Origin of the sequence: Capnocytophaga sp. oral taxon 336 str. F0502, from assembly GCF_000411575.1 — a bacterium.
Classification (GTDB): domain Bacteria; phylum Bacteroidota; class Bacteroidia; order Flavobacteriales; family Flavobacteriaceae; genus Capnocytophaga; species Capnocytophaga ochracea.
This window is the reverse complement of sequence record NZ_KE150489.1, coordinates 176,356-189,842: the sequence shown is the minus strand read 5'-3', so window position 1 is coordinate 189,842 and position 13,487 is coordinate 176,356. Positions and strand designations below refer to the sequence as shown.

Genomic DNA, 13,487 nt, shown 5'->3' with positions numbered 1-13,487 from the left:
GAACGAAGAAAGAACGAAGAAAGAACGAAGAAAGAACGAAGAAAGAACGAAGAAAGAACGAAGAAAGAACGAAGAAAGAACGAAGAAAGAACGAAGGAAAGACGAACAATGAACGAACAAATGACGAACAAATGACGAACAAATGACGAACAGATGACGAACAGATGACGAACAGATGACGAACAAATGACGAACAAATGACGAAGAATGAACGAAGAAAAGATGAAGGAAAAGATGAATGACGAATGACGAAAGCCCCCGAACCCCCGAAGGGGGACAAGCCTTAAAGAGAAATTAGTGAAGACTATCAATCTGAAAGACAAGACCTATTTGAAGAGAAAGCGAAGCTAAAGTAAACCTAAAAAGGACAAATAACGGTAGGATCCGCAAGGGTGGATAAAGAATGAAGAAACAAAAAGCGAATTTAAAGTAAATGAAATTGCGATTTTCTATGACTTTATAGAAAAGATATTTGCTTATACTGATTTGCGATAGGAGCGCCACCAACGTTCGGGGATAGTGCCACTAATGGCTTCTTCGTAGTCTTGAGGTAGACAAGGAATAAGTCCGGAGGGTATGTGGTTTTGAGGTCCAGAGTATTTATCGCCTCCGGGTTTCATCCACCAGCGTTCGGTTTGTGTACTTTTGAAGAACTCTATTTGGATATCTTCAATGGGTACGATGTATTTAGTGTAATTCTCGTCGTTTATCACAGGTAGTTCTTTGATACGGAAGTTAAATCCTTCGTAGAAATACCAAAGCATTTCGGCGAGTAGCTGACTTGCCAAATCGGTATTGGGGATATCGAAAATACCTGCCACTTGCACATTACTACTGATACCTGCATAACGTGTGATAGCACATATTTCCCTACTATTGAAGCCGTTTACATTACCTTCAGTTAACATATCTTTTGCCTGCACACAGGTCATATCGATGCTCACGATATCGGCATCACGCATTGCGGGCTCGATAATCTTCAAATCATTCACTATATTGCCCAAGCGGTGTACCTCAAAACACATTTTTTCGAGCAAATCGAGCTCTTCTTGAGCTACGTAGTAAGACTGATAGCCGAGATTGGTAAAATCGAGTAAATTCACGGGAGGTTCTGAAATGAGTTTGCTCATATAGGAGCTCTCTACAAAGAGTTCTTCGGTATCGCCAAAATCGAACTTAGCATCTACACACACTACATTCACCATTTGTTCGAGACTATCGAAAGCGCGGTAGAGGGAATAAGTAAAGTCTTGCGAACCACCCAGCACCACAGGGATAACGTCTTGCTTAATGAGCTCGGCTACAATTTCTTTGATAGCAAAATGAGTATCGTCGTCGGTTTCGCCTAAGGGCAAGTTACCCAAATCGGCAATGGCAAAATTCCAATTTCCCATAAAGAGAGAATACAGATGCTGACGGAAGCGATAGAATGACTGTCCTTCTGTTTCGATACAAAAAAAAGCAATTTTCACGTCGGTAAGGTCAGGTAAACCAAGAGAGGGGAGGTGTTTATGGAGTTGGAAACCCACTTGTTGTGGCTTGTAATCGTCTAAGGTGAAAGCTTCATCAACGGGTTGTAAATAGGATAGTGACATAATTTTTCTTATTAATAGACGGCAAAGGTAGGGGATAATTAGCAAATTAGCAAATTTGGGGATTAGCAAATTATTTGTGGTTCTTCATTCGTAGTTCGTAATTATTTATTATTTTTGCAAAAAATTAAGACCTCTATTAGGCTCTTTATATTTAAAGATAAAAAAGGATTCACTTTAAAATGAAGATATTACATATAGACAGAAACCACCCCTTGATGCTTTCACAATTCGCAGCACAGGGTTTTGAAAATTACGAAGACTATACAAGCTCTAAAGAGTCTATTGAAGCTAAAATAGCTGATTACGATGGAATTATTATCCGCAGTCGTTTTACTATAGACAGGACATTTTTAGACAAGGCGACTCGATTGAAATTCATAGGCAGAGTAGGTGCAGGGCTTGAAAATATAGACGTAGCTTATGCCGAAAGTAAAGGTATAACGCTCATCGCAGCCCCCGAAGGCAATAGAAATGCAGTAGGCGAACACGCACTCGGTATGCTTCTGGCATTGCTGAACAAGTTTAAGAAAGCCAATAACGAAATTAAAAACGGCAAATGGTTGCGCGAGGAGAACAGAGGTTGGGAGCTTGACGACAAGACAGTAGGTATCATAGGCTACGGCAATATGGGAAAGAGTTTTGCTAAGAAATTGCGCGGTTTTGACTGTAGTGTGATTTGCTACGATATACTCCCCAACAAAAGTGACGAGAATGCCAAACAAGTAACCTTAGTAGATTTTTTTCGTCAGGCAGATGTAGTGAGCTTGCACACACCTCAAACCCCACAAACTATAGGTATGGTGAATGAAGTATTTATCAATAGTTTTGCTAAGAGTTTTTGGCTCTTAAATACTGCACGTGGGAAGAGCGTAGTTACCGATGATTTGGTACGCGCCTTGCAAAGCGGGAAAGTATTAGGAGCAGGTTTAGACGTGTTAGAATATGAAAAGGCATCGTTTGAAGACTTCTTTAGCGACGAACAAATGCCCAAATCGTTTAAATACCTATTGGAAGCGGATAATGTGATTCTCACTCCTCATATTGCAGGCTGGACTTTAGAAAGTAAAGAAAAGCTTGCGCAGATAATAGTAGACAAGATAATTAGCAAATTTGGGGAATTAGCAAATTGACAAATTAAATAGAAATGAAAAAGAATTATTTACTCATTGGAGTAGTAGCTTTACTGCTCGGTAGTTGCTGTGCTACTAAAAACATTACCACAACGCAAGCTACTACGCAAGAAAGTGCCCTCATTGCAAACGGCAAATTGTGGTCGTCTTACTTTCAGCAAAACGCTGCTGAATATGAAGCTTTGTGTTTGCAAGCCTTCAACGTGGCACAATTGCGATTGGACGAAGCCCTTGCTAAAAAGGGCGATAAACCGCTGGCAATTGTTACCGATATAGATGAAACCTTTTTGGACAATTCGCCCTTTGAAGCCTATTGTGCGAAACAGGGTATTAGTTATTCACAAAAAGCGTGGGAAGAATGGACAGTTTTAGGCGATGCCAAACCGCTAACAGGCGCGTTAGAGTTCTTTAAATACGCCGATAGCAAGGGAGTAGCTATTTTCTATGTGACTAATCGTCGTGACAACGAACGTGAAGGTACGACCAAGAACTTGCGCAAGTACAATTTTCCTTTGCCTTCGGACAATCGACTTATCTTGCGTTCTGCTGAGAAGAGCAAAGAAAACCGTCGATTACAAATTGCTAAAGATTACGACATTGTGCTCTTGATGGGTGACAACCTTTCCGACTTTTCTAAAGATTTCGATGGTGGTACTCCAAAAGAACGTTCAGAGGCAGTACATAAGAATAAAACAGAGTTTGGTAAGCGTTTTATTGTGCTCCCTAACTATTCTTACGGCGATTGGGAAGGAGCTGCTTATGGTCATAAATACTCTATTCCAGAAGCCGAGAAAGAAGCGATTATTAAGAATAATACAAAGGCATTTAAATAGGTAAGAGGTAAAGCTAGGGTTCTGGAGTTGGCGTGTATGTGAATAAGAGACAAAAATATTGTCAATTGAAAATTAATTTCTATCTTTGCAAAAAATTGAGCACTATATGCCTAAGAACACTGTTACGCCTTATCAAGATTCAGCACAGGGTAAAAAGGAACAAGTTACCCAAATGTTCAACACTATTTCAGATAGTTATGATGGTTTGAACCGTGTGATTTCGTGGGGCTCAGATGTAAAATGGCGTAAATTTGTAGTACAAAAAGTGGCAGAGATACACCCTACTACGGTGCTTGATGTAGCTACAGGCACAGCCGATTTAGCAATTGCTCTTACTACTATTCCAAATGTGAGGATTACAGGATTAGATATCTCAGAAGGAATGTTGGAAGTAGGGCGCGAAAAGATAGCTAAAAAAAAACTTACCGACCGCATTAATTTAGTACACGGAGACAGTGAGCAACTACCTTTTGCTGATGCTACTTTCGATGCTGTAACGGTAGGCTTTGGAGTACGTAACTTTGAAGATTTAGAAAAGGGACTAAGTGAAATTCTCAGAGTGCTGAAACCTAAGGGGCGCTTGGTAGTATTAGAGACTTCTGTACCTAAAAAGTTCCCTTTTAAACAAGGGTATCATCTATATACAAATTATATGATGCCCCTCATTGGCAAACTCTTTTCTAAAGACAGGTTGGCTTATCGGTACTTATCTGATTCGGCTATCCATTTTCCTTATGGGAAGAAGTTTCAAGAGATATTAGATAAGGTAGGTTATCAGAAAACTGAATATTATCCTAAAACCTTAGGTGGAGTAGTCACCATTTACATAGCTAATAAATAGAACTTTAACAATAAAAAATGAATAAGAAAACATTTAAAAAGAGTCTTATAGGGTTGTTCTTATTTTTAGGAGCATTGAATTTGTATGGGCAAATCAAAGAGCCTATTATGAACTTAGAACATTTTGATGACAAACGCTTTCAATGGGGATACTATTTTGGTACCAATGTGTTTGACTTCAAAATAGATTACCGCGACTTAAATTATCGCACAGCTAATCTGCGAGAAATACAAACTGACCGTAAATTAGGTTTTAACGTAGGTCTTACAGGCTCTGTACGCTTAGTGAAACATCTCGATTTGCGAATTGAGCCAGGTTTGGTGTACAACAAGCGTATTCTTATCTTCCCTGGATTCTCCGATTCGAGAGATTCGATGCGCGATGTTCCTTCTACATATATTTATATTCCGTTATTGCTAAAGTATAGTGCTAAGCGCTGGTATAACGTAAAACCCTACGTAACGGCAGGAGCTTCGATGGTGTTTAACTTGAGTAGTAATGCGAATCTAAATGTCGATAACTCCGAAAAGACTTTCCGTGCTACAAGAAATGTTTTCTTCTATGAATTAGGTTTAGGTATTGACTTCTATACTCCTTATTTTAGAGTCTCTCCTTCTCTGAGAGCCTTATTTTCAGTTAATAATGAGTTGATACCCGATAATAATCCCAATAGCCCTTGGACAGGTAACCTTAATGGTTTAAAGAGTCGTGGGTTCTTATTAAATCTAAACTTCGAATAATATGAAGAAACTAATTCTTATAGTAGTTTTTTTGATAAGTCTTGCGTCTTATGCGCAGAACTTTAGCTACCCTATGGCAAGTCCACGTCAGGTAATTACACAACAGTTTTCTGTGAGTCAAATTACAGTAGATTACGGTCGTCCAAGTGTGCGCGGGCGTAAAATATTTGGCGAATTAGTCCCCTATGGGAAGATTTGGCGTTTAGGAGCTAATCAAGCTACGAGTATTAGTTTTCTTCAGCCTGTAAAATTTGGAGGTAAATCGGTAAAAAAGGGCGATTATGCTATTTTTGTAACTCCTGAAGCTCACCAGTGGACGGTAGTTCTCAATTACGATGCCGATGCGTGGGGAGCTTATAGCTATGACCCTAATGAGAATGCTATTGAATTTACAGTGCCTGTTACTCAAACCAAAGATTTACAAGAAGCTTTAGAGTTCTCATTCGAGAACATTTCTAATGAAAAAGTAAATTTAGTAATTCGTTGGGAGTACACTAAAGTGGAAATTCCTATTGAAATAGACAAAAAAGAAACTATTGATAAGATTATAGAACAACTCAAAGAAGTAAAACAATTTGAGAGAGACTTGGAAGGTAAAGACGATAAGAAATAATGGAAAGGAAGCAAGTATGGAAATATAGTGTTTTTGCTATTTACATAGTTATTTGGCTTGTTTTTCGTACTTTTCCTACCGTTACAGAACATATTTATAGTAAAGGTATCTACCCGTATATAGCTAAAGTGTTGCACTTTTTATTCGGGTGGATACCTTTTTCTATGGGTGATATTCTATACACGTTGCTCATTATAGGTATATTTTTAGCCGTACTAAAACACTTCAAAAAATTATGGCAAGCCCCCTTAAAAGTCTTAGATAAGATATTTTCAAAAATAATACGTATTGCCTTTGCCTTTTTCTTCCTCTGGGGGTTCAACTATTTCAGGGTACCTTTATCGGAGTCTTTGCACATTTCTAAAGAATATACCCAAGCCCAACTGCTTAAAGCTACACAAATGTGTATTGACAGAGCCAATACAATCCATTCCCGATTAGCAACCAATGATACTACTAAAGTAGACTTTTGGCTTTCACAAAAAGAAATATATCGCATTGCTTATAACGGCTATCCTTTGGAGAAACAAGGTGTTACAGACTTTAAAGCAATGAAAAGTGTCAAACCTTCTCTTTACAGTAAATTGCTTACCTATATGGGATATAGTGGGTATTTGAATCCGTTTACTAATGAAGCCCAAGTAAACAGAAAGATGATAGGTTATAGTGTGCCTATTACTGTTTGCCACGAGATAGCACATCAAATGGGGTATGCTGCCGAAGAAGAAGCAAATTATTTAGGGTATTTGGCAGCTCTAAAAACTGATAATCCTTATTTTAAATACAGTGCAGAACTCTTTGCCTTACGCTATTTTCTCAATGAAGTAGCTCAAGTAGCTCCTACTGAATATGAAAGCCTTCACTGCCAAATTCACAAAGGTGTCTTTGAAAACTATAAAGAAGTGCGTTTGTTTTGGCAACAATATGAGAACAAAGCTGAGCCTGTTTTTAAAGCAAGCTACGATGCGTTCTTGAAAGCAAATAAACAATCACAAGGTATCAATAGTTATGATTTAGTGGTAGGATTACTAATTCCTCATTATGTTAAAAATTAGGAATTAGAACTAACCATTAATCATTGACCTTTAATCATTAATTACAGAAATTTGTTAAGTTCCATTAGTAAAACTTCACTGTCTTGAAAGCCTTCTCCCCGCCAAATAAGATTCATATTATTAAAGATAATAACAGTAGGCAAGACACTTATCTTCAGTGTCTTACTTAATTCTTTATTCTTGTTAATGTCTACTTTCACAACCTTTACTCTATCCCTTAAAATAGTAACTACTTCGCGTAATACAGCATTCATATGTAGTGAAACTTCAATACCTTCAGAATAAAAACAAATGAGCACAGGTGTATTTACATTGATGATATCACCAAATTTCTCCATAATTTTATGTTTAAAATAATGGCACAAAAATACAAAGTTTTTTTTAATTACAAATAGAAATAAGCAAAATATATTATTTTTTATTTTTAAAAAGCTATTAACGCTATCTTATCTTCCTCTTCTCTTTAGCATTTCTTCGTTCATTGTTCGTCTTTTGTTCGTCTTTTGTTTATCTGCCCGTGCGGCTCGCACCGTCTTTCGTTTATCTGCCCGTGCGGCTCGCACCGTCTTTTGCTTATTTGCCCGTGCGGCTCGCACCGTCTTTTGCTTATTTGCCCGTGTGGCTTGCACTGTTCATTGTTCGTTCTTCCTATAAGATTCGTATAAGCTACGTATAAGATTGCTTCAAACAAAAACTGTCTTTCTTTGTTGTTTATAGATTTGTTTTTCTATCGTTGGCAAAGTTTCTATTTTTTGGAATTCGTGGGAGATTAAAAAAAAACAGCGAAACTACCTATCTGTAATTGCTTGTTGTGCTAAGAATTTCTGTAGTGTAAGTCATACTATCTCTTATGTCGAACTCACATTAAAATTAAAAAATATCTAAAAAAATTTGGTAGTAACAAATATTCTTTCTACTTTTGCCATTATTACTCCGCAAAGGGGTAAGTTTTGTCATTTAAAATATATAAAAATATGAAGTTTATAGTATCAAGTTCTTACTTATTAAAGAAGTTACAAGTATTTGGCGGTGTAATCAATAACAACAATACAATGCCTATACTCGATAACTTTTTGTTTGAACTGTCTACCAATTCTTTAACTATCTCTGCTTCCGATTTGGAAACTACTGTAAGAGGTACTTTGGAAGTAGAATCAGATTCAGAAGGGAGCATAGCAGTATCAGCTAAATTATTGATAGATATTCTTAAAACCTTTTCAGAACAACCCCTTACCTTTTTGGTAAAAGAGAATAATGTAATAGAAATTAGCTCTACTACCGGTAATTATACCTTAGCTTATTTAGATGGAGAGGAGTTCCCTCGCCCTGTAGCTTTGCCTGAAGCTAGCAAAGTAACGATGATAGGCGATGTATTAGCAACTGCCGTGCAAAAGACTATTTTCGCAGCAGGAAATGACGACTTACGCCCTACAATGAGCGGTATTTTGTTCCAATTCAGTGAAAACGGACTTACCTTTGTAGGTACTGATGCTCATAAATTAGTGAAATACGAACGCTTAGACATCAAAGCTAATGAAGTGGCTGATTTCATTATGCCTAAAAAACCGTTGAACATTCTCAAAGGTATTTTAGCAGGTAGCGAAACAGAAGTAACAATAGAATACAACGAGAGCAATGCAAAATTCTCTTTTGACGATATGGAATTTATCTGTCGCCTTATAGATGGTAAATATCCTAACTACGATGCGGTAATTCCTAAAGAAAATCCTAACAAACTTATTTTAAATCGTTCGCAATTCTATAGTTCTATTAACCGTTTGTCGTTGTTTTCAAATAAAACTACCCACCAAGTGCGCTTGAAAATAGCTGGTTCTAGCTTGGTAATTTCAGCTGAGGACGTAGATTATAGCAATAAAGGTGAGGAGCGTTTCACTTGCAACTATCAGGGAGACGATTTAGAAATTGGCTTCAACTCCAAGTTCTTGAAAGAGATGATTAATAACTTAGACTCTGATGAAATCTTGATAGAAATGTCGTTGCCAAATCGCGCCGGACTTATCACGCCTGTTGATGGACTTGATGAGGGAGAGAAAGTACTAATGTTGGCAATGCCAATTATGCTTAACACAAATCAATAAATAAAGAATTTTTCATTTTTAAAAAGAAACGCCTTATGAGTCTTTTTAAGGCGTTTCTTTTTTTAAGAGAGAAATCACAATGTTTATCATTCAAAAATAACTATCTATGAAGTCCATTTTAGAAAGAATAAAGCCTTTTACATATATAGCTGCCTTATACCTAATCGTATCGTTTGTGATGCGCATCGTTTTTATGGTGCACCCTATCACTGCTACCACATTTTCGGTGTGGAGTGTGTTTAAGATGCTTTTCATAGGCTTACTATCCGACGCTTTTGTGATAGTATTGGCAAGTAGTATTTTAATGCTTTATTTCCTCTTTATCGCCAATGTAAAGTACAAAAAACCTTACGGAGGCATTATTTTAGGAGCATTTATTCTCATACTACTCTATATACAGTTTTATCCTAACAATATATTTGCACAATATGGGGGCGTGATTCCCGAAATCGCATTAGCTTTCTTCGGCTTTAAAACGTTGTGTTTTGCCTTATTACTCTTTTTGCCTAAGTACAGAGCCCAACTGCGCAATGCATTGTATTTTATTACGTTGGCTATCTATGTATTTGCCATAGTGATGAATGCAGTAAGCGAATATTTCTTTTGGAATGAATTTGGTATTCGTTATAACTTTATAGCAGTAGATTACCTTATTTATACCAATGAAGTGATAGGTAATATAATGGAGAGTTACCCTGTAGTACCCTTATTTACAGGGGTTTTTGTAGTAGTATTGGCAATTACTATATATTTATTTCTCAAGACTAAGAGTGCGCTCAAAACAATACCTACCCTCTTTGAAAAAATGGTTATAGTAGTGCCCTATTTGCTGTTAGTGCTTATAGGAATGTGGAGATTACCCCAGCTTGATGCTATGACTGCCGAAAATACTTTTGCTCAAGAAATACAAAGCAATGGTGTTTACAAGTTTTATTACGCTTTTACTCATAGTGAGTTAGATTTCTTTCAGTTTTATCCTACCTTGCCAGAGAAAGAAGCTGAAAGCATTGTGCTCAAACAACTCAATGCTCCTGCCCTCGAACGCCAAATTGTAAGCGATACTACCGAAGTACATCGCAATGTCCTTCTCATTTCAGTAGAGAGTCTTTCGGCAGAATACCTTACAATGTATGGTAATGCCGATAACCGTACACCTTTCTTGGATAGCTTAGCTAATAACAGCTTATTTTTTACTAATTTGTATGCTACGGGTAACCGCACTGTGAGAGGGTTGGAAGCTCTAACTCTTTGCATACCACCTACTCCAGGCGAAAGTGTGGTGAAGCGCAAAGACAATAAAGATAAGTTTACCACGGGTAGCGTGTTCAAAAGTAAAGGTTATGATGTGAAATATCTCTATGGAGGTGATAGTTATTTTGATAATATGAAGGATTTCTTCAGTGGTAATGGTTACGATATTGTAGATAGCAAGAGCTTTACTCCAGAAGAAGTAACTTTTTCCAATATATGGGGCGTTTGCGATGAAGATATGGCAAACAAAGCTATAAAGGTGATGAATGAACAAGCTAGAGCAGGCAAACCGTTTTTCAATCACTGGATGACAGTAAGTAATCACCGTCCGTTTACTTATCCTGAAGGTAAAATTGACATTTCTCCTACCGAAAAACGACGTGCAGGTGGAGTAAAATATACCGATTATGCTCTCAAGCGATTCTTTGAGATGGCAAAACAACAAGAGTGGTATAAAAATACTCTTTTTGTGATTGTAGCCGATCACTGTGCATCGAGTGCAGGTAGTACCGAATTGCCTTTAGATGGTTATCGCATTCCTTGTTTTATTGTTGCCGATTTTATTGCTCCTAAAAAAGTAGATACAATGATATCACAAATAGATGTGATGCCTACTGTTTTTGGTTTGCTTAACTTTAGTTATACATCTAAATTTATAGGGCAAGATGTACTAAAAGAAGGCTATCAGCCACGCGCTTATATTGCTACTTATCAGGATTTAGGTTACTTAACCCCTGATAAACTCACTATTATATCACCTTTGAGAAAAACCACTCAATACAGTTTGTGCAAAGAAACAGAACAACCCTCACAAGAGTATCCGTTGTTTTATAAGCAAATAAAAGAAAATAATGTGAATAAGGAACAAGCCGATGCTTGTATTGGTACTTATCAAGCTACTGCCGAGTGGTTAAAAAACAAACAGTTCAATGCGCTCAAGAAATAAGCTAAAAATTATCAACGACCCTATTTATGGGTTTATCCATATCCCCAGCACTTTAGTGTTTGACATTATTGAGCATCCTTATTTCCAGCGGCTCAGGCGTATCAATCAAATGGGACTTTCGTATTTGGTATTTCCGGGGGCTAAACACACTCGTTTTGAGCACGTATTGGGGTGTGTGTTCTTGATGCAGAAAACAGTAGAGATGCTCCGTTTCAAGGGAATACAAATCTCTGAAAAAGAGGCTGAAGGACTCTATATTGCCATATTGTTGCACGACATAGGGCACGGACCTTTTTCTCACGCAATGGAACACAGCATTGTCGAAGGTATTTCTCACGAGGAAATCTCGCTGCGCTTTATGCAAGAGCTTAACAAGGTATTCAATGGCAAATTAGATACCGCTATAGCAATATTTCAAGGTACTTACCCACGTAAGTTTATGCATCAACTTATCTCGGGGCAGTTGGATATGGACAGAGCCGATTACCTCAAACGCGATAGTTTTTATACAGGAGTCGCTGAGGGGAATATAAATTCTGAACGCCTTATCTCAATGCTTAACGTACGCAACGACGAATTAGTAGTCGAAGAAAAAGGCTTATACTCAGTAGAGAAATTCCTAATAGCCCGCCGCTTGATGTATTGGCAAGTGTATTTGCACAAAACCAGCGTAGTAGCCGAGCAGATACTCATCAGGTTGCTCAATCGTGCCAAAGAGTTGGTGCAACAAGGGCAAGAACTGACTATGTCCACCGCCTTAGCTTTCTTTGTGAAAAACAAGATATCCAAAGATAATTTCTCACAAGAAGTACTTGAGATGTTTGCTCGTTTAGACGATACAGATATTATTTCGGCAATGAAAGAATGGCAGTTTCACCCCGATGTAGTCCTTTCTAAACTCAGCAAAATGTTGCTCAATCGCGATTTGCTAAAAATAAAAGTCCGCTTAAACGATTTTGAAGAACAGAAGATAAAGAGACTGCAGAAACTATCTCTTGCTAAAGGAGTAGAAGAAAAGCATATTAAGTACTTTGTCTTTACAGGAGTGATGACTAACAGAGCGTATAATCCAGGAAAGGAAATAATTAAGATTCTCACCAAAAATGGAAGAGTAGTAGATCTTACTAAAACCTCTGAAGCCATCAACTTAGAACCTCTTTCACAAGTAACCGAACGATACTATATTTGCTATCCAAAGTAAGGTAGAAAAGGAGGGAGTAAAATTACCAATAGAGAAAAAAAATAGCAAAAAGAGTGCTATATGAAATAATTTTTATATTTTTGTTGCGAAAAACAACCTTTTTTAAGACAAAAACATATAAATATTGTTTTATATCGTTTTGATTATAAACTAATTAAATGAAATTTACAGCATTACAAATAGCCAATGTACTCGGCGGTGAAGTAGAAGGAAATCCCCAAATTGAAGTCTATAAACTTTCAAAAATTGAAGAGGGAAGTGAAGGGAGTATATCTTTTTTGGCAAACCCTAAATACAAACATTTTATCTATACTACTCAGGCATCCATAGTGATTGTAAATAAGGACTTTGAGGCTGAAGATAAAATATCAGCAACTTTAGTGAGAGTAGACGATGCTTATGCCGCTTTTACTAAACTCTTAGAATTTTACAATCAAGTGAAAATGAATAAAGTAGGTATAGAACAACCTTCGTTTATCGCTTCATCTGCTAAAATAGGACAAAATGTATATATAGGAGCTTTTGTGTATATTGGCGAAAATGTAGTGATAAGCGATAATGTGAAAATCTATCCTAACACTTACATAGGTGATAACTCATCAGTAGGTGAGGGGACTACTATTTTTGCAGGCTGTAAAATATATTCCGAAACTGTCATAGGCAAAGATTGTATGCTCCACAGTGGAGTAGTATTAGGTGCTGACGGATTTGGCTTCCAGCCCAATGAAAAAGGAGAGTTCAGCAGAGTACCACAGATAGGTAATGTCGTGATTGAAGATTCTGTAGATATAGGTGCAGAAACAGCTATAGATCGTGCAACTTTAGGTTCTACTATCATTCGTAAGGGGGTAAAGTTAGACAACCAAATACATATTGCCCACAATGTAGAAATAGGTAAAAATACAGTGATTGCTGCCCAAACAGGCATCGCTGGCTCAACTAAAGTAGGCGAAAATTGTATGATAGGTGGTCAAGTGGGAATCGTAGGTCACTTAGTAATAGGCAATCGCGTGAAAATACAAGCCCAAACAGGGGTAGGTCGCAACCTTAAAGATGACGAAGCAATACAAGGCTCTCCCGCTTTGGGGCACGCTGAATACAACAAAGCTTATGTCATTTTTAGAAAATTACCTAACTTGCTTAAACGCTTAGAAGAATTAGAAAAAAAATTAAAATAAATACA

Annotated in this window: 12 protein-coding genes; 10 read left to right on the top strand and 2 right to left on the bottom strand. The window is 37.3% G+C overall.

Translation table 11 applies throughout. The features are described from left to right. Positions 1-476 precede the first annotated feature (476 nt). On the bottom strand, positions 477-1,595 hold the full coding sequence (locus HMPREF1528_RS04255) for a formimidoylglutamase (RefSeq protein ID WP_016478771.1): 1,119 nt from the start codon (positions 1,593-1,595) through the stop codon (positions 477-479). A gap of 179 nt (positions 1,596-1,774) precedes the next feature. On the opposite strand from HMPREF1528_RS04255, the gene HMPREF1528_RS04250 reads away from it, so the two are divergent. From HMPREF1528_RS04250 to HMPREF1528_RS04225, 6 genes are all read left to right on the top strand, one after another. Beyond that, positions 1,775-2,725, top strand: a complete 951-nt coding sequence (locus tag HMPREF1528_RS04250; protein ID WP_016478770.1) for a 2-hydroxyacid dehydrogenase — start codon at positions 1,775-1,777, stop codon at positions 2,723-2,725. 14 nt (positions 2,726-2,739) lie between these two features. Then, entirely contained in the window at positions 2,740-3,558 is an 819-nt protein-coding gene (locus HMPREF1528_RS04245) for a 5'-nucleotidase, lipoprotein e(P4) family (RefSeq protein WP_015782797.1), read from the top strand. Between the two features lie 106 nt (positions 3,559-3,664). After that, positions 3,665-4,399: a bifunctional demethylmenaquinone methyltransferase/2-methoxy-6-polyprenyl-1,4-benzoquinol methylase UbiE gene (gene ubiE / locus HMPREF1528_RS04240; RefSeq protein WP_015782798.1), complete on the top strand. Its 735-nt coding sequence runs from the start codon at positions 3,665-3,667 to the stop codon at positions 4,397-4,399. Positions 4,400-4,416: 17 nt separating this feature from the next. After that, entirely contained in the window at positions 4,417-5,139 is a 723-nt protein-coding gene (locus tag HMPREF1528_RS04235; RefSeq protein WP_016478769.1) for a porin family protein, read from the top strand. A gap of 1 nt (position 5,140) precedes the next feature. Then, positions 5,141-5,752 carry a DUF2911 domain-containing protein gene (locus HMPREF1528_RS04230; RefSeq protein ID WP_002671558.1) on the top strand — a complete coding sequence of 204 codons (612 nt, stop codon included), beginning with the start codon at positions 5,141-5,143 and terminating at the stop codon, positions 5,750-5,752. Next, positions 5,752-6,807: a DUF3810 domain-containing protein gene (locus tag HMPREF1528_RS04225; RefSeq protein ID WP_016478768.1), complete on the top strand. Its 1,056-nt coding sequence runs from the start codon at positions 5,752-5,754 to the stop codon at positions 6,805-6,807. The genes HMPREF1528_RS04230 and HMPREF1528_RS04225 overlap by 1 nt, the downstream gene beginning before the upstream one ends. 41 nt (positions 6,808-6,848) lie before the next feature. Here the strand turns inward: HMPREF1528_RS04225 and HMPREF1528_RS04220 are convergent, their stop codons facing one another. Next, positions 6,849-7,145 (bottom strand): thioredoxin family protein, encoded by a 297-nt coding sequence (locus HMPREF1528_RS04220; RefSeq protein ID WP_016478767.1) that lies wholly within the window; start codon positions 7,143-7,145, stop codon positions 6,849-6,851. Positions 7,146-7,781: 636 nt separating this feature from the next. Between HMPREF1528_RS04220 and dnaN the strand changes: the two genes are divergently transcribed. The 4 genes from dnaN to lpxD all read left to right on the top strand — a co-directional run bounded on the left by dnaN (position 7,782) and on the right by lpxD (position 13,482). Continuing rightward, positions 7,782-8,906, top strand: a complete 1,125-nt coding sequence (gene dnaN, locus HMPREF1528_RS04215) for a DNA polymerase III subunit beta (protein WP_016478766.1) — start codon at positions 7,782-7,784, stop codon at positions 8,904-8,906. A 106-nt stretch (positions 8,907-9,012) separates the two neighbouring features. Further along, entirely contained in the window at positions 9,013-11,103 is a 2,091-nt protein-coding gene (locus HMPREF1528_RS04210; RefSeq protein WP_016478765.1) for an LTA synthase family protein, read from the top strand. Then, complete coding sequence (locus tag HMPREF1528_RS04205; protein ID WP_009411364.1) at positions 11,087-12,304, top strand: HD domain-containing protein; 1,218 nt, start codon at positions 11,087-11,089, stop codon at positions 12,302-12,304. The genes HMPREF1528_RS04210 and HMPREF1528_RS04205 overlap by 17 nt, the downstream gene beginning before the upstream one ends. A gap of 158 nt (positions 12,305-12,462) precedes the next feature. Beyond that, positions 12,463-13,482, top strand: coding sequence for a UDP-3-O-(3-hydroxymyristoyl)glucosamine N-acyltransferase (gene lpxD, locus HMPREF1528_RS04200; RefSeq protein ID WP_009411365.1), 1,020 nt, complete (start codon positions 12,463-12,465; stop codon positions 13,480-13,482). Positions 13,483-13,487: the final 5 nt, after the last annotated feature.

Bases quoted from the DNA above. Each gene is read 5' to 3' on its own strand.
- HMPREF1528_RS04230 (WP_002671558.1), top strand. From the start codon at position 5,141: ATGAAGAAACTAATTCTTATAGTAGTTTTTTTGATAAGTCTTGCGTCT.
- HMPREF1528_RS04225 (WP_016478768.1), top strand. From the start codon at position 5,752: ATGGAAAGGAAGCAAGTATGGAAATATAGTGTTTTTGCTATTTACATA.
- HMPREF1528_RS04210 (WP_016478765.1), top strand. From the start codon at position 9,013: ATGAAGTCCATTTTAGAAAGAATAAAGCCTTTTACATATATAGCTGCC.
- HMPREF1528_RS04205 (WP_009411364.1), top strand. From the start codon at position 11,087: ATGCGCTCAAGAAATAAGCTAAAAATTATCAACGACCCTATTTATGGG.
- HMPREF1528_RS04255 (WP_016478771.1), bottom strand. From the start codon at position 1,595: ATGTCACTATCCTATTTACAACCCGTTGATGAAGCTTTCACCTTAGAC.
- HMPREF1528_RS04245 (WP_015782797.1), top strand. From the start codon at position 2,740: ATGAAAAAGAATTATTTACTCATTGGAGTAGTAGCTTTACTGCTCGGT.
- ubiE (WP_015782798.1), top strand. From the start codon at position 3,665: ATGCCTAAGAACACTGTTACGCCTTATCAAGATTCAGCACAGGGTAAA.
- lpxD (WP_009411365.1), top strand. From the start codon at position 12,463: ATGAAATTTACAGCATTACAAATAGCCAATGTACTCGGCGGTGAAGTA.
- HMPREF1528_RS04220 (WP_016478767.1), bottom strand. From the start codon at position 7,145: ATGGAGAAATTTGGTGATATCATCAATGTAAATACACCTGTGCTCATT.
- dnaN (WP_016478766.1), top strand. From the start codon at position 7,782: ATGAAGTTTATAGTATCAAGTTCTTACTTATTAAAGAAGTTACAAGTA.
- HMPREF1528_RS04250 (WP_016478770.1), top strand. From the start codon at position 1,775: ATGAAGATATTACATATAGACAGAAACCACCCCTTGATGCTTTCACAA.
- HMPREF1528_RS04235 (WP_016478769.1), top strand. From the start codon at position 4,417: ATGAATAAGAAAACATTTAAAAAGAGTCTTATAGGGTTGTTCTTATTT.